This is a genomic window from Escherichia sp. MOD1-EC7011, from assembly GCF_002965005.1.
In the GTDB taxonomy this organism is placed as follows: Bacteria; Pseudomonadota; Gammaproteobacteria; order Enterobacterales; family Enterobacteriaceae; genus Escherichia; species Escherichia ruysiae.
This window is the reverse complement of the sequence record NZ_PTRD01000001.1, coordinates 41,036-55,999: the sequence shown is the minus strand read 5'-3', so window position 1 is coordinate 55,999 and position 14,964 is coordinate 41,036. Positions and strand designations below refer to the sequence as shown.

The following is a 14,964-nucleotide window of genomic DNA, read 5'->3' as shown; positions in this document are numbered from 1 at the left end:
ACATTCATATCACTTCTTACGCGCGTATTTCAGTGAATCCAGCGCCACGGCGAAGATAATAATCGCCCCTTTGATGATGTACTGCCAGTACGGATTTACGCCGATGTACGTCAGGCCATAGTTGATGACCGTAAAGATAATTACCCCGGTCACCACGCCAATCACCGTCCCCACACCGCCGCTGAACGATACGCCGCCCACCACGCACGCCGCGATGGCGTCCAGCTCATACATAAAGCCAAGGTTGTTAGTCGCAGAGCCGATACGTCCGGCTTCTAACATCCCGCCGAAGGCATAGAACACGCCAGACAGCGCATAAATCATCAGCAGGTTCAGGCCGACGTTGACACCAGAAACTTTCGCCGCTTCCGGGTTACCACCGATAGCAAAAATGTTCTTACCGAAGCGGGTTTTGTTCCACAGTACCCAAACGAACGCCACGGCAATCAGCGCGTAGAAGGTAATGTAAGAGAGACGGAAACTCCCCAGCGCGACAAAGCCCTGAGCAAAGGTAGAGAAGCCACTGTCAAAACCAGAAATTGGCGACGCACCCACAAAGTCATAATAGAGCGAGTTGATGCCGTAGACGATAATCATCGTGCCGAGCGTGGTAATGAACGGCGTTACGTTGAGATAAGCGATAATCAGGCCGTTGATTAAACCGATAACTGCGCCAATGGCACAGACAATCAGAATAACCAGTGCAATCGGCATCGTCGCCATTTCCGGGAACACTTTGTTGGCGTTTTCCATCGACTGCAATAACGTCGCGGCTACCACCGCTGCCAGCCCTACCTGGCGCCCGGCAGAAAGATCAGTCCCCTGAGTGACAATTAACCCTGCCACGCCGAGCGCGATAATAATACGTACCGATGACTGGGTGAGAATATTACTTAAGTTCAACAGACTTAAAAAAGTAGGATCCTGGAAAATTATAATCGCCAGCAAAACTAAAAGAACGACGTAAATACCGCCCTCTTTCAGGTAAGTAAGAAAACTTTTCTTATTTAACGCACTCATAGGAAGCCCCTAATCTTAAAGGTGCAAAGACGCAAGACGCAGAATTTCGTTTTGCGTTGTTGTTTTTGTATCGACAATTCCAGAAACGAGACCATTGCTCATCACCAGAATACGGTCTGTTATCCCTAACAACTCTGGCATTTCGGAGGAGATAATAATAATCCCCTTGCCTTTCTTCGCCAGTTCGGCAATTAACTGATAAATTTCAAACTTCGCCCCAACATCAATACCGCGCGTCGGTTCATCGAGCATTAATATTTCTGGTTGCGTTAGCAGCCAGCGACCAATGATCACCTTTTGCTGATTACCGCCGGAAAGTGAACCAATTTGCGTCCGATGCCCCGGCGTTTTTACCCGCATCGAATCAATAACCCACTGGGTATCGCTTTTCATCCGCGAGTTATCCAGTAAACCAACTTTATTTTTGTAGTTGCGAATATTGGAAATTAACGAGTTAAAACCGATATCCAGATAGGCATAAATTCCCGTCGAGCGGCGCTCTTCAGTGACCAGTGCAAATCCGTGGTTAATAGCTTCGTTGGCGTTATGGTTGTTGATCTTTTTGCCATGCAGCGTAATGGTGCCAGCCGATTTCTCGCGAATACCAAATAACGTCTCAACGATATCAGTACGTTTCGCTCCCACCAGACCGGCAATACCGAGGATCTCCCCTTTGTGCAGATCAAACGAGACATCGCGGATGGAAGGCTGGCGCAGCGACGTCAGGTTACGCACTTCCAGAATCACTTCGCCTGGCGTGTTTTGTTTGTCCGGGAAACGCTGGTTAAGAGAACGCCCAACCATCATGGCGATGATCTTGTCCATCGTCAGCCCTGCCAGCGGTTCGGTGGCGATCCACTGACCGTCACGCAATACGGTGACTTCATCACATAACTGGAAAATTTCTTCCATTTTATGCGAGATATAAACAATACCGCAGCCGCGCTCTTTTAATTTACGAATAATAGTGAACAGATGATTGACCTCTTTTTCGGTTAACGAAGAAGTCGGTTCATCCATAATCACAATTTTTGCGTTATAGGAAAACGCTTTGGCGATTTCGATCATTTGCATTTGCGAAACAGATAATGTCCCGACCCGCGCACGCGGATCGATATCAATATCCAGTTCATCAAAAATCGTTTTGGTTTCACGGTACATTTTGTCCTGATCGACAAACATGCCTTTGGTGGGATATCGCCCCAGCCACATGTTGTCCATCACCGAACGTTGTAATACCAGGTTTAACTCCTGGTGTACCATCGAAATCCCATTTTCCAGTGCTTCTTTGGCAGAATGAAAATCGATCTCTTTACCCTGGAATAAAATGGTGCCGGAGTCTTTTTGATAAATACCAAACAGGCATTTTAATAATGTTGATTTTCCTGCGCCATTTTCTCCCATTAATGCATGGATAGAATGTGGCCGGACTTTTAAATTAACGTTATCAAGTGCCTTAACACCGGGAAAAGACTTGTTGATACCGCTCATTTCCAACAAGTATTCCCCGGAAGACGGAGTCGTTGAGCTGACCATATAATTTTACCTTGTTGGCCATACAATAAGGGCGCAGTAAACGACTGCGCCCAATCAGTCTTATTTCTTGCTGAATTCAGCCAGGTTGTCTTTATCTACGCCGACATAAGGAACGCGGACAACTTTATTGTCGATTTTCCAGTTGGTGCCATCAGCCGCACCTTTGCCATCGGCCAGGTTTTTCGCCAGATCAAAGGTCGCTTTCGCCTGGTTGTTAGCATCGTTCAGCACCGTGCCCGCCAGTGCACCGGATTTCACCAGTGCCAGAGCTTCTGGAAGCGCATCGACGCCAAACACCGGAATGCTGGACTTGTTGTGCGCTTTCAGTGCTTCTACCGCGCCCATTGCCATCGCATCGTTGTTGGCAATAACCACTTCGATTTTGTTGGCGTTCGGGCCAGACAGCCACGCATCCATCTTATCTTTCGCCTGAGCGGTGTCCCACATAGCGGTATCTAATTGTAACTGCTCGGTTTTGATACCTTTATCGTTCAGTTCTTTTATCACGTAGGTAGTACGCGCTTCTGCATCCGGATGGCCCGGTTCACCTTTCAGCAGTACGAACTGAATCTGACCGTCTTTGTTAAGATCCCAACCCTGATTCGCCGCCCAGTGTTTAGCAATCAAATCGCCCTGAATAATGCCGGACTCTTTGGAGTCAGTGCCTACGTAGTAGGCTTTGTCATAGCTATCCAGCGCCTTACGGGAAGGTTCTTTGTTAAAGAAAACCACCGGCACGTTTTGCCCACGCGCTTTCTCAATCACCGTACCCGCAGCAGCCGGGTCAACCAGGTTGATTGCCAGCGCCTTCACCCCTTTCGCCAACAGCACGTCAATCTGATCGTTCTGCTTGGACTGGTCATTCTGTGAATCATTCATCAGCAGCTGGACGTCTGGCGCGGCTTTCGCATCTTGTTCGATAGCCTTACGCACCACGGACATAAAGTTATCGTCGTATTTATAAATCGTCACACCAATACGGGTATCTGCAGCGTGTGCAGCGGCACCGAATAACATGCTGGCCATCACAGCAGACAGGGTTAACACCTTCTTATTCATGGTATCTCCGGTTTTTCTTATGCAGGGTAGTGCTTGAGATAAATGCTCGGCGGGGCAGTATAGTTAATGAAGTGTTACTGAACGCCGAAGCTCACGTTTTAAAATTCGTTCTTCCATGCCCGGTAACGCTCCAGAAAACGACTTTAATTGTTGTTATGACGCTATAACCTCGATAAAAGTGATTATTCACTGTTACATATAGGTTACAACGTTAAAACGGTGCAATCATAGCTATCGCATTGTTAATATACTGTGAAATCACTCACAGATTGAAAGCGGTTACATCGCCTGATTTGTTGAGTTAGTGATCGCCGCCGCATTCTGGCGTGTTGCGACAGAATGCCGACGCACTAACGTCGGCATAAAACAGTGGCTGGCTCGCGGATCAATGTTGCCTGCTGCGCCCTGCAAGGCCAGTTCAGTAGCTAATTTTGCCATCGAAGCAATGGGATAACGCACGGTCGTTAATTGCGGGTCGGTGTAACGGGCGATGGGGATATCATCGAAACCGATGATGGAGAGATGTAACGGAATCGCAATGCCATTATCTTTTAATGCCGTCAGTGCGCCAGCGGCCATATTGTCGTTATAAGCAAACACAGCAGTAAGTTGCAGATTGCGTCCCAGCAGCTCGACCATTGCCGTCTCACCGCCGGGCATGTCCGGCGTGCCGGTGCCAATCCAGCTTTCCGGCGGAACAATATCCTGCTCTTTCAGCGCACTCATCCAGCCGGCTTTGCGCATTGCATCATCTTCAATGCCGTGGCTGGAAGAAAGATAACCGATGCGTTGATGACCGTTATTCAGCAACATACGCGTCGCCATTCGGGCACCGCTGAGATTATCCAGGCAAACGCAACGATGGGCGTAACCCGGTACAACGCGATTGATCAGCACCATACCAGGAATGTTGTCCATAAACTGCGCCAGTTCGTCGTCGCTTAACGCTTTCGAATGAACAATCAACGCATTACAACGCTGGCGAATTAACACCTCGATGGCGTGACGCTCTTTTTCCGCTTCATGATAGCTGTTGCCAATCAACACATATTTCTGATGCTGTTGGGCGACGAGATCGACGGCTTTCACCAGTGCGCCAAAAAACGCATCAGAAACGTCCATCACCACCACGCCAACGGTATCGCTCACCTGAGTTGCCAGCGCCTGGGCATTGGCGTTTGGCCGATAATCCAGTTCGCTTACGGCTTTCATTACCGCTTCACGCGTTTCTGCACTTACCAGCGTGCTGTTATTGAGCACTCGGGAAACCGTTGCCACAGAGACGCCAGCCTGACGCGCTACATCACGAATGGTGATCATATTCACTACCTGTTGTGAGATTGCAGTAGGTTACTGCTTGCTGGCGGCTATTTTGTCAGCACTGAATACAGGACTTCGTGAATCGAGTCACAGCAATGGAAACGGTTACAGCCGTTTTGTTAATGAATGTGATCAAGATCGTTATCTTGATGTTTTGGACAATGCAGGTCCCGCAGCACGGAGGGTGAGCTGACGCCAGAGCCATTCTATCGGCCCCTGACGGAAGTAACGTAGCCAGATAACAGAGAAGAGGATATTCGCCAGCCATACCGGAATAACAAACGCCAGCAATTCCAGACGGTCAAACTGCATAAACAAACCGAAGTGGTAAAATAGTGTGGTACAAATCAGCGTTTGTAACAGGTAGTTGGTCAGCGCCATCCGTCCGACGCAGGCGATCGCCAGCACCAGCTTAAAACGGCTTAATTGCGGCCAGTAGCCGAACAGCAACGACGCATAACCCATCGCCTGAAATGGCGCACTCAGTTCACGCGGCATCTGAAGTAAGAAGGCGCACCAGCGATACGCCCAGTCCAGCCGCCATTGTAGTGCGATAGCAGGAAGGTTAATCATCAGCCCAATCGCCACCAGCACAAAACCGGTACGGCGATAGTGGCGCAAGCTGTACTGCCCTTTCAGCCAACCGCTACGCATCAATGCCGCGCCAATTAACATCATCCCCGCCAGTTGCCAGCCATACTGCGCACCCAGTGCCAGTAAACTGTTCCCTACGCCATCGGCACGGTTACTGATGGCTTCCACGCCGCCGTGAAGTTTCCAGTATTTTTCATACAAAATGGCGGACGCATCCGGCGTCCAGGCGCGACTGGTCTGGCTGTCGGAAATCAACCCCAGCAGCAGCAAAACGCCAAGCCCTACCAGATATAGCATGACGCCGGTATTAAACAGGCTTTTTACCGATGGCGCATCGCGCACCAGCCGCCAGCTGATTAAGCCCACCAGCCCGTAAGCCAGCAGAATATCGCCGTCCCAGAATAACAAGCCGTGAATAAAGCCCAACAAGACTAACAGGGTGAGCCGTGACTGGATCCAGCGTCTGCCACGCGGCAGCAGCATTTGCAGCCCCGCACCAAACAGCAACGCAAAAAGCGTGAGGAATTTCACCTGCCCGATGAGATCGAGAAATGCCCATGTCCAGGCGTCAGACGGTGTAATAGCACCGTACCAGGCGGGGTTGAGATAAGCCGCCTTTGGAAGTCCAAAGGCGCTGATGTTAAGAAGCAGGATCCCCAGAATGGCGACGCCGCGAACAAAATCGAGCGTGACGTTGCGCTCCATGGTTCCTGCCTTTTAATCAGTTGTGATGACGCACGGCGCGCAGAAACTCGTGGCGTGTATTCTGACTGGATTTGAACAAACCCCCGAGGGAGGTCGTTGTCGTGGCGCTGGTCGCATCGCGGATACCACGCGCTTTCACGCAGTAATGCACCGCATCGATAGAGACCGCCACGTTATTGGTGCCCAGCAGCGTTTGTAGCGCAATGAGAATTTGCTGGGTCAGACGTTCCTGCACCTGCGGACGCTGGGCAAAGAACTGCACAATACGGTTAATTTTTGACAGACCGATCACCGAATCCTTCGGGATGTAGGCCACCGTCGCTTTGCCATCAATAGTGACAAAATGGTGTTCACAGGTGCTGGTCAGAGTGATATCGCGCACGGTAACCATTTCATCGACCTTCATTTTATTTTCAATGAGGGTGATTTTCGGGAAGTTGGCGTAATCCAGACCGGAGAAAATTTCATCGACATACATTTTGGCGATGCGATGCGGCGTTTCCATCAAACTGTCATCAGCCAGGTCGAGATTCAGTAGCTGCATGATTTCGGTCATATGGCCGGCAATAAGGCTTTTGCGCGTTTCGTTATCCATTTCATGCACGGGCGGGCGTAGCGGTGTTTCCAGTCCTCGCGCAACCAACGCTTCATGAACCAGGGCCGCTTCTTTACTGAGTGATGGCATTTATATTTTCTCCTGCAGGTGTGACGCCTCCGCCCTGCGTGGGGGCAAAGTTATTAAGCTGATTAGCAGCCTGATTATTGTGCGTGAGGTGACGCACATAATCCAGTATTCACAGCGATAATTATTGTAATTGCCGCTGCCTTTCAGCCGTAGATGTTAAAACATCGTTATGCATATGCGGAAGTGAAAGTTACTCACAACACACTGAATAAACGGTATGATGAAAAAATTGCAAACAACATAACAAGGAGCCACGCATGGAAATGCTCGAAGAGCACCGCTGTTTTGAAGGCTGGCAACAACGCTGGCGGCACGACTCCAGTACCTTAAACTGTCCGATGACGTTCAGCATCTTTCTCCCGCCTCCCCGCGATAACGCCCCGCCGCCGGTGCTGTACTGGCTTTCGGGATTAACCTGTAATGACGAAAATTTCACCACTAAAGCGGGTGCCCAGCGCGTAGCGGCGGAACTGGGGATTGTACTGGTAATGCCAGACACCAGCCCGCGCGGCGAACAGGTTGCCAATGATGACGGCTACGATTTAGGCCAGGGCGCAGGGTTTTATCTTAACGCTACGCAACCGCCGTGGTCGGCGCATTATCGGATGTATGATTATCTGCGTGATGAATTACCTGCGCTGATTCAGTCGCAATTTAACGTCAGCGATCGCTGCGCCATTAGCGGTCATTCAATGGGCGGTCACGGTGCGCTGATTATGGCGCTGAAAAACCCAGGTAAATACACCAGCGTTTCTGCCTTTGCGCCGATTGTGAATCCGTGCAGCGTCCCGTGGGGAATCAAAGCGTTTAGCGCCTATCTGGGCGAGGATAAAAATGACTGGGAGGAATGGGACAGTTGCGCGCTGATGTACGCCAGTAATGCGCAGGATGCGATCCCGACGCTTATTGATCAGGGTGATAGCGATCAGTTTCTTGCCGACCAACTCCAGCCTGCGGTGCTGGCAGAGGCCGCACGCCAGAAAGCGTGGCCAATGACGTTACGTATTCAGCCGGGTTATGACCACAGTTACTACTTCATTGCCTCTTTTATAGAGGATCATCTGCGCTTCCATGCGCAGCATTTACTGAAGTAAAACTTAGCCCGGTTCGCCGGGCATCTTCTCATCAGAAGCGATAATCCACCGCCATAAAGTAACGACGACCGTCTTCGTTATAGCTGTAGTCATCACGGCTGAGATCTTTATCAGTCAGGTTCAGCACGCCCGCACGCAGTTTGACGTCTTTGGTCAACTGCCAGGCTGCGCCGGTATTCCAGATCGTATAGCCGCCCGGCGTTTTGGCCGTCGCGCTGTCGGCTCGTTTCTGCCCGGTATAGTGGCCAGAAACATAGAATGACCAGTCTTCGAGCGCCAGCGGTTTCCAGTCCAGCGTACCGTTAGCGGTATGGAACGGCAGGTCGGAAAGTGGTTTGTTTTCGCCATTGCTGACATCACGACCATCGTTATAGGTGTAGTTGAGTGACAGTTTCCATTCGTCATTGAAAGGAATTTTCAACTCCGTTTCCACGCCCTGAATCCGCGCTTTATTAACGTTGTAGTAGCTGAATACCGGTATGCGTCGCCCGTTCGCTCCCGTTTCAAAACCGACAAAGTTCTGGTAACCCGGTGCAGCGTTAACGTCAGACGTGCGGCTGATGCTAATACGATCTTTCACATCGTTGCGGAAAACGGTAACGCTGGATTCACCCCCTTCCAGCCAACCATCTTCGCCCATATAGTAAAGCCCCAGCTCCCAACTTTCGCTGGTTTCTGGTTTCAGATCCGGGCTACCCACAATCTTACATGCGCCACGGCAGGAATTGCTCGTCCAGTCAGGGCTAAGTTGCAGCAGAGAAGGCGCTTTAAAAGCTGTCGCCCAGCCACCTTTCACGGTAACGGTGTCGGTAGCGTTATAGACCAGATAGGCACGCGGGCTCCAGTGATCGCCGTAAGTTTCGTGATCGTCCATACGCACGCCGGTCGTCAGCGCCAGCGGCTCAAAGATCCGCCATTCATCTTCCACAAACAGCGCGTACTGGCTGGCAGACGTTTTGGAACTGGTGCCACCGGTCAGGTTTACTGCATCACTAAGTTTGTCGTGACGCCATTCACCGCCAACCGTGACAAACTGATTAATCGCCGTCAGCGGCAGCGTGTATTTGCCATCAACGGTATTGCTTTCAGAGGTAATTGGGCTGCTGTTGCCAGGGTTTTTGTTTTCGACTTTCTCGCCGTAGTATTTCAGTTCGCTGGTGCCGTAATCCCAGCGACCATTATGGCTGACAGAGTAGTTCTGGCGTTCCAGGCGGTTTTTGTCCAGCGAGTCGGAATCACGATCCTGACGGTCGAAACCGTAACCGGCGGTAAAATCGTGATTTTGATTCGGCGTCCAGGCAAATTCGACATTACCGTCGCGGCTGGAGAATCCTTCAATACGCGGAGTCTCTCCGGTATCTGTGGTGGTTGAGTTTTGCGGGTCATCCTTTTCACGTTTAGCCAGGCTGCCGTAAGCTTTCATTCCCAGCACACCATCAATTAATGGCCCACTGGTGAAGAACTGACCATTGTATGTGTCACCACGATCGCGATGTTCCTGAATGGTGGTATCGATCGTAACAGTGCCCGACCATTTCTGACCGATTTTTTTAGTGATGATATTGACCACGCCGCCGAGCGCATCAGAACCGTACAACGAGGACATCGGGCCACGTACCACTTCAATACGTTCGATGGAATCAACCGGGATCCAGTTCAGATCGAAGTCATTGTGACGAAAGACAGCATTGCGGGAGTTAACGCGTTTACCATCGACGAGAATCAGCGTGTAGCTGCTGTCCAGGCCACGAATACTGACGCCCTTGCGGTTATCCCCTTCGTTAGTCAGTTGTACGCCCGGCACTTCTTTGAGGACATCCTTCAGATTCTGTACTGGTTTACGCTGCAGGTCTTCCTGGGTAATGACGCTGATACTTGCAGGTGCATCTTTAAGGTTTTGTTCAACAGAAGATGCTGTGACAACCATCGTCTCGCCATCATCATCAACCGCCAACACAGGCCATGCACAAGAAATTGCGGACAAACACAGCCCGACCCGTACGAAAGGGTTCAACCTAAACATTCCATATCTCCATGAGGTAACTACGAAAATAAAATGGGTTATCGCTCACATCTTCTTCACGTCCCCTTGCGTACGGCAGCATCGCGGTGGACTTTTTTGTATGCAGGTGATCATCCCAGAAAGCTTGAACAGTCTCTGATTTGTCAGCCTTTTTTGATTTCGGCGTAACGATAATGCAAACGATAACAATTATCAATCCAAATATTAAATTTTATATCCTCGTGTTTTATCAGGGAAATAGAATTGAAAAAGCCCTCTCGGTTGAGAGGGCTTAACAAGGAAGGGAGAAAACTTATTTCTTATCGTTCTGCGGGAACTTCATTTCGCTGTAACGCACGAAGTGGGTTCCTTTAATCAACTTGTAACCAAACCAGATGGCCAGGAACAGTGGGATACCAATATACGTTGCCGCTACGCCGCCCCAGTCAATGGTATCTTTCAGGAACGCCTCATAGTTCTGGCCCAGGGTGATGATCAGACACAGAATGAAAGCGAAGATCGGTCCCAACGGGAAGAAGCCCGAACGGTACGGCAGGTCGTTAATATCGTGTCCCTGCAATACATAGCCGCGACGGAAACGATAGTGGCTGATAGCAATCCCCAGCCAGGCGATAAAGCCTGTCATCCCGGAGGTGTTCAGCAGCCACAAATACACTGTCTGGTTACCAAACATGGAGGTCAGGAAACACAGACCGGCAATCACCGTCGTGGCATACAGCGCGTTACGCGGTACACCGCCACGCGACAGTTTGGCGAAAATACGCGGCGCTTTTCCGTCACACGCCAGGGTGTAAAGCATACGGGTAGATGCGTACATACCGGAGTTACCCGCCGACAGTACGGCTGTCAGAATGACCGCATTCATTACCGCTGCCGCAGAAAGCAGACCCGCGTGCTGGAACACCAACGTGAACGGGCTGACGCTGATGTCTTTCACATCGTTACGCAGCAGGCTGGGATCGGTGTACGGAATGATCAGGCTGATGATCAGAATCGCAAACACATAGAACAGCAGGATTCGCCAGAATACCTGACGCACCGCACGCGGAATATTTTTCCCAGGATCTTCAGATTCGCCCGCTGCAATACCAATCAGTTCGGTTCCCTGGAAGGAGAAGCCAACAATCATTGCCACGCCGATCATCGCCGCAAAACCACCGGCAAACGGTGCTTCACCTATCGTCCAGTTGCTCCAGCCCACAGGCTGCGCACCTTTGAAGATACCGATAATCATCATCACGCCGACGACGATAAAGATAATCACTGTCGTGACTTTGATCAGTGAGAACCAGTACTCCGCTTCACCAAAGCCTCTGACCGAAATGTAGTTCAGCAGGAAGATGACGCCAAGGAACAGCGCACTCCAGATCCAACCGGGAACATCCGGGAACCACCAGCTCATGACCAGCTGCGCAGCCACCAGGTCAACGGCGATAGTCACCGCCCAGTTGTACCAGTAGTTCCAGCCCAGCGCGAAGCCAAAGCCCTCTTCCACATAGTTCTGACCGTAAGTCGCAAACGAACCAGAAACCGGCATATACGCCGCCAGTTCGCCAAGACTGGTCATCAGGAAGTAGACCATCAGGCCAATCAAAATATACGAGAGCAGCGCCCCGCCCGGACCTGCCTGAGAAATCGTTGCGCCAGAGGCAACAAAAAGACCCGTACCGATGGAGCCGCCAATGGCAATCATCGTCAGGTGACGCGCCTTTAATTCACGGCGTAAGCCTGGCGCTTCTGTTGTTTTAGTTTCGGAAACCATACAAAAATGCTATCCATCTTAAAAATGAGGCGCGATTGTAGCAGACGATTTGCAATCCTTCCGGTAGAAATGCGCTTTTATAAGAGACCTTCATGATCGCCCAGGAATTATAAGTAAAGCAGTCTATCTCTTTTCTGGCGAATGCATGACGCTGGCGCTGCGTCACGAAATTGACACAGCACCAGCATGTTCCTGTACCGCAATTTAACGCGGCACATTAGCGGGATCGCAATAGTCCAGAAAGCGCCGTAGCGCGTTGGAAAGGTGTTTTTGCCGATGATGGATACGCCACAACGTACGCATCAGGCGCGGTAGAGGGACAGCAACTTCACTTAATGAGCCAGCCTGTAATTGATCTTCAATTACCCGTCGCGACAGGCAACTAATTCCCAACCCATGACGCACCGCATGTTTGATAGCCTCGGAGTTACCTAATTCCATCGCCATCTCAAATTTCGGTAAATGTGACAGCAACAGATAATCGACAATTTCCCGCGTGCCGGAACCGCGTTCGCGCAGGATCCACGGCGCAGCGGCCAGTTGTTCTAAGGTGACCGGCCCACGAGCCAACGGCGAAGTCGGCGCGGCGAACACCACCAGCTCGTCTTCCAGCCACGGTTCAGAAATGATTTCAGTGCTATGGCATGGCCCTTCAATAAAGCCAATATCAACGCGGAAATCCAGCACTGCCTGCATCACGTCCTGGCTGTTACCAACGCTAAGTTCAATCGGCAACTGCGGGTAATCATGGCGATAACGGGCGATAACGGCGGGCAGGATGTAATTACCAATGGTGCTACTGGCATAGACACGAATCGCGCCGTTGTCTTCGCGAAACAGTTGTTCGATTTCGACGGCCTGTTCCAGCAACGCCAGCGCACGCGGATAGAGCAGCCGCCCGTGTTCATTAACAACCAGTCTTTTCCCCACGCGATCAAACAGTTGCACGCCTAGCTGCCCTTCCAGATCGGTCAACGCCGCGCTCACTGCTGATTGCGACAACGCCAGCATCACCGACGCCTGGGTGGTTGATCCACTTTTCAATACTTCTGCAAAAACTTCCAACTGCCGGAGGGTGATGTGCATAGTCGCTTACCACTTATAAAGATTAATTATAAATATATAATCAATTTTATTTTTAAACCAGTTAGTCGTAACCTTATGCCCGGATAAAGGAGAGGGTTATGACGAATATCACCTTACAGAAACAACATCGTACACTGTGGCATTTCATTCCGGGGTTAGCCCTGAGTGCAGTTATCACCGGGGTCGCCCTGTGGGGTGGTTCCATTCCCGCTGTTGCGGGTGCCGGGTTTAGTGCCCTCACTCTCGCAATCTTGTTGGGGATGGTTTTAGGCAACACAGTATATCCGCATATCTGGAAAAGCTGTGACGGCGGTGTGCTGTTTGCCAAGCAACATTTACTACGTCTGGGTATTATTCTTTACGGTTTCCGTTTGACGTTTTCACAAATTGCCGATGTCGGTATTAGTGGGATCATCATTGACGTGTTGACACTGTCCAGCACCTTCCTGCTGGCCTGCTTCCTGGGGCAGAAAGTGTTTGGCCTGGATAAGCACACCAGCTGGTTGATCGGTGCCGGTAGCAGTATTTGTGGTGCTGCGGCGGTACTGGCGACTGAGCCGGTAGTGAAAGCAGAAGCCAGTAAAGTGACTGTGGCTGTCGCAACCGTGGTTATCTTCGGAACCATCGCGATTTTCCTCTACCCGGCAATGTATCCGCTGATGACCCAATGGTTTAGCCCGGAAACGTTCGGTATCTACATTGGTTCTACCATGCACGAAGTGGCGCAGGTAGTGGCAGCTGGTCATGCCATCAGCCCGGAAGCTGAGAACGCAGCAGTTATCTCCAAAATGCTGCGCGTGATGATGCTGGCTCCGTTCCTCATCCTGCTGGCGGCACGTGTTAAACAGCTGTCTCCTGCGAATGGCGGCGAGAAAAGCAAAATCACCATTCCGTGGTTTGCCATCCTGTTCATCGTGGTTGCCATCTTTAACTCGTTCCACCTGTTACCGCAGAGCCTGGTGAACATGCTGGTAACGCTGGATACCTTCCTGCTGGCAATGGCGATGGCGGCGCTGGGTCTGACCACTCACGTCAGCGCGCTGAAAAAAGCCGGGGCGAAACCTCTGCTGATGGCACTGGTACTGTTTGCCTGGCTGATTGTTGGTGGTGCTGCGATTAACTATGTAATTCAAAGCGTCATCGCATAAACCACTACATCTTGCTCCTGTTAACCCGCTATCATTACCGTTTTCCTCCAGCGGGTTTAACAGGAGTCCACATATGAAATACATTGGAGCGCACGTTAGTGCTGCTGGCGGTCTGGCAAATGCCGCAATTCGCGCCGCCGAAATCGACGCTACCGCGTTTGCCTTGTTCACCAAAAATCAACGTCAGTGGCGTGCCGCACCGCTCACGACGCAAACCATCGATGAATTCAAAGCCGCCTGTGAAAAATATCACTACACGTCGGCGCAAATTCTTCCCCACGACAGTTATCTGATTAACCTCGGTCATCCGGTCGCTGAAGCTCTGGAAAAATCACGCGATGCGTTTATAGATGAAATGCAGCGTTGCGAACAACTGGGACTTTCTTTGCTCAACTTCCACCCAGGCAGCCATCTGATGCAGATTTCAGAAGAGGATTGTCTGGCGCGCATTGCCGAATCCATCAATATTGCGCTGGATAAAACACAAGGCGTGACAGCGGTGATTGAAAATACCGCCGGTCAGGGCAGCAACTTAGGGTTTAAATTCGAACATCTCGCGGCGATTATCGATGGCGTGGAAGATAAATCCCGCGTCGGCGTCTGCATTGATACCTGCCATGCTTTCGCTGCAGGGTATGATTTGCGTACTCCAGCCGAATGCGAGAAAACGTTCGCTGATTTTGCCCGTATTGTTGGCTTTAAGTATCTGCGTGGGATGCACCTTAACGATGCGAAAAGCACCTTTGGCAGCCGCGTTGACCGCCATCATAGCCTCGGTGAAGGCAATATCGGTCATGATGCGTTCCGCTGGATCATGCAGGACGACCGTTTCGACGGCATTCCGCTGATCCTTGAAACCATCAACCCGGATATCTGGGCAGAAGAGATTGCCTGGCTAAAAGCGCAACAAACTGAAAAAGCGGTAGCCTGAA

Annotated in this window: 12 protein-coding genes; 3 read left to right on the top strand and 9 right to left on the bottom strand. The window is 50.9% G+C overall.

Annotated elements, in window-relative coordinates:
- Positions 1-9: 9 nt before the first annotated feature.
- The 6 genes from mglC to folE form a co-directional block, all read right to left on the bottom strand.
- Positions 10-1,020 (bottom strand): galactose/methyl galactoside ABC transporter permease MglC, encoded by a 1,011-nt coding sequence (gene mglC / locus A7098_RS00295; RefSeq protein WP_001275122.1) that lies wholly within the window; start codon positions 1,018-1,020, stop codon positions 10-12.
- 15 nt (positions 1,021-1,035) lie between these two features.
- Positions 1,036-2,556: a galactose/methyl galactoside ABC transporter ATP-binding protein MglA gene (gene mglA / locus A7098_RS00290; RefSeq protein ID WP_105280139.1), complete on the bottom strand. Its 1,521-nt coding sequence runs from the start codon at positions 2,554-2,556 to the stop codon at positions 1,036-1,038.
- 60 nt (positions 2,557-2,616) lie between these two features.
- Positions 2,617-3,615 (bottom strand): galactose/glucose ABC transporter substrate-binding protein MglB, encoded by a 999-nt coding sequence (gene mglB / locus A7098_RS00285; protein ID WP_001036964.1) that lies wholly within the window; start codon positions 3,613-3,615, stop codon positions 2,617-2,619.
- Between the two features lie 279 nt (positions 3,616-3,894).
- Positions 3,895-4,935: an HTH-type transcriptional regulator GalS gene (galS, locus tag A7098_RS00280; RefSeq protein WP_000628680.1), complete on the bottom strand. Its 1,041-nt coding sequence runs from the start codon at positions 4,933-4,935 to the stop codon at positions 3,895-3,897.
- Positions 4,936-5,076: 141 nt separating this feature from the next.
- Positions 5,077-6,234: a DUF418 domain-containing protein YeiB gene (gene yeiB, locus A7098_RS00270; RefSeq protein WP_000440930.1), complete on the bottom strand. Its 1,158-nt coding sequence runs from the start codon at positions 6,232-6,234 to the stop codon at positions 5,077-5,079.
- A gap of 16 nt (positions 6,235-6,250) precedes the next feature.
- Positions 6,251-6,919, bottom strand: a complete 669-nt coding sequence (gene folE, locus A7098_RS00265) for a GTP cyclohydrolase I FolE (RefSeq protein WP_001139613.1) — start codon at positions 6,917-6,919, stop codon at positions 6,251-6,253.
- Between the two features lie 257 nt (positions 6,920-7,176).
- Between folE and yeiG the strand changes: the two genes are divergently transcribed.
- Positions 7,177-8,013 carry an S-formylglutathione hydrolase gene (yeiG, locus tag A7098_RS00250; RefSeq protein WP_000425475.1) on the top strand — a complete coding sequence of 279 codons (837 nt, stop codon included), beginning with the start codon at positions 7,177-7,179 and terminating at the stop codon, positions 8,011-8,013.
- 31 nt (positions 8,014-8,044) lie between these two features.
- On the opposite strand, the gene cirA is transcribed toward yeiG, so the two are convergent.
- The 3 genes from cirA to yieE form a co-directional block, all read right to left on the bottom strand.
- Positions 8,045-10,036: a catecholate siderophore receptor CirA gene (cirA, locus tag A7098_RS00245; protein ID WP_105280138.1), complete on the bottom strand. Its 1,992-nt coding sequence runs from the start codon at positions 10,034-10,036 to the stop codon at positions 8,045-8,047.
- A gap of 292 nt (positions 10,037-10,328) precedes the next feature.
- Entirely contained in the window at positions 10,329-11,798 is a 1,470-nt protein-coding gene (gene lysP / locus A7098_RS00235; protein WP_000253268.1) for a lysine-specific permease, read from the bottom strand.
- Positions 11,799-12,002: 204 nt separating this feature from the next.
- Positions 12,003-12,884 carry a DNA-binding transcriptional regulator YeiE gene (yieE, locus tag A7098_RS00225; protein WP_085460940.1) on the bottom strand — a complete coding sequence of 294 codons (882 nt, stop codon included), beginning with the start codon at positions 12,882-12,884 and terminating at the stop codon, positions 12,003-12,005.
- A 98-nt stretch (positions 12,885-12,982) separates the two neighbouring features.
- On the opposite strand from yieE, the gene A7098_RS00220 reads away from it, so the two are divergent.
- Together A7098_RS00220 and nfo are read left to right on the top strand one after the other, a co-directional pair.
- On the top strand, positions 12,983-14,032 hold the full coding sequence (locus A7098_RS00220) for a YeiH family protein (protein ID WP_105280137.1): 1,050 nt from the start codon (positions 12,983-12,985) through the stop codon (positions 14,030-14,032).
- Positions 14,033-14,105: 73 nt separating this feature from the next.
- The gene (gene nfo, locus A7098_RS00215) at positions 14,106-14,963 is read left to right on the top strand and encodes a deoxyribonuclease IV (protein ID WP_000873880.1); all 858 of its coding nucleotides are present in this window, start codon (positions 14,106-14,108) and stop codon (positions 14,961-14,963) included.
- The last annotated feature ends 1 nt before the right edge of the window (position 14,964 follow it).

Coding starts and splice junctions, on each gene's coding strand:
- mglC (WP_001275122.1), bottom strand. CDS start 1,020: ATGAGTGCGTTAAATAAGAAAAGTTTTCTTACTTACCTGAAAGAGGGC.
- mglA (WP_105280139.1), bottom strand. CDS start 2,556: ATGGTCAGCTCAACGACTCCGTCTTCCGGGGAATACTTGTTGGAAATG.
- mglB (WP_001036964.1), bottom strand. CDS start 3,615: ATGAATAAGAAGGTGTTAACCCTGTCTGCTGTGATGGCCAGCATGTTA.
- galS (WP_000628680.1), bottom strand. CDS start 4,935: ATGATCACCATTCGTGATGTAGCGCGTCAGGCTGGCGTCTCTGTGGCA.
- yeiB (WP_000440930.1), bottom strand. CDS start 6,234: ATGGAGCGCAACGTCACGCTCGATTTTGTTCGCGGCGTCGCCATTCTG.
- folE (WP_001139613.1), bottom strand. CDS start 6,919: ATGCCATCACTCAGTAAAGAAGCGGCCCTGGTTCATGAAGCGTTGGTT.
- yeiG (WP_000425475.1), top strand. CDS start 7,177: ATGGAAATGCTCGAAGAGCACCGCTGTTTTGAAGGCTGGCAACAACGC.
- cirA (WP_105280138.1), bottom strand. CDS start 10,036: ATGTTTAGGTTGAACCCTTTCGTACGGGTCGGGCTGTGTTTGTCCGCA.
- lysP (WP_000253268.1), bottom strand. CDS start 11,798: ATGGTTTCCGAAACTAAAACAACAGAAGCGCCAGGCTTACGCCGTGAA.
- yieE (WP_085460940.1), bottom strand. CDS start 12,884: ATGCACATCACCCTCCGGCAGTTGGAAGTTTTTGCAGAAGTATTGAAA.
- A7098_RS00220 (WP_105280137.1), top strand. CDS start 12,983: ATGACGAATATCACCTTACAGAAACAACATCGTACACTGTGGCATTTC.
- nfo (WP_000873880.1), top strand. CDS start 14,106: ATGAAATACATTGGAGCGCACGTTAGTGCTGCTGGCGGTCTGGCAAAT.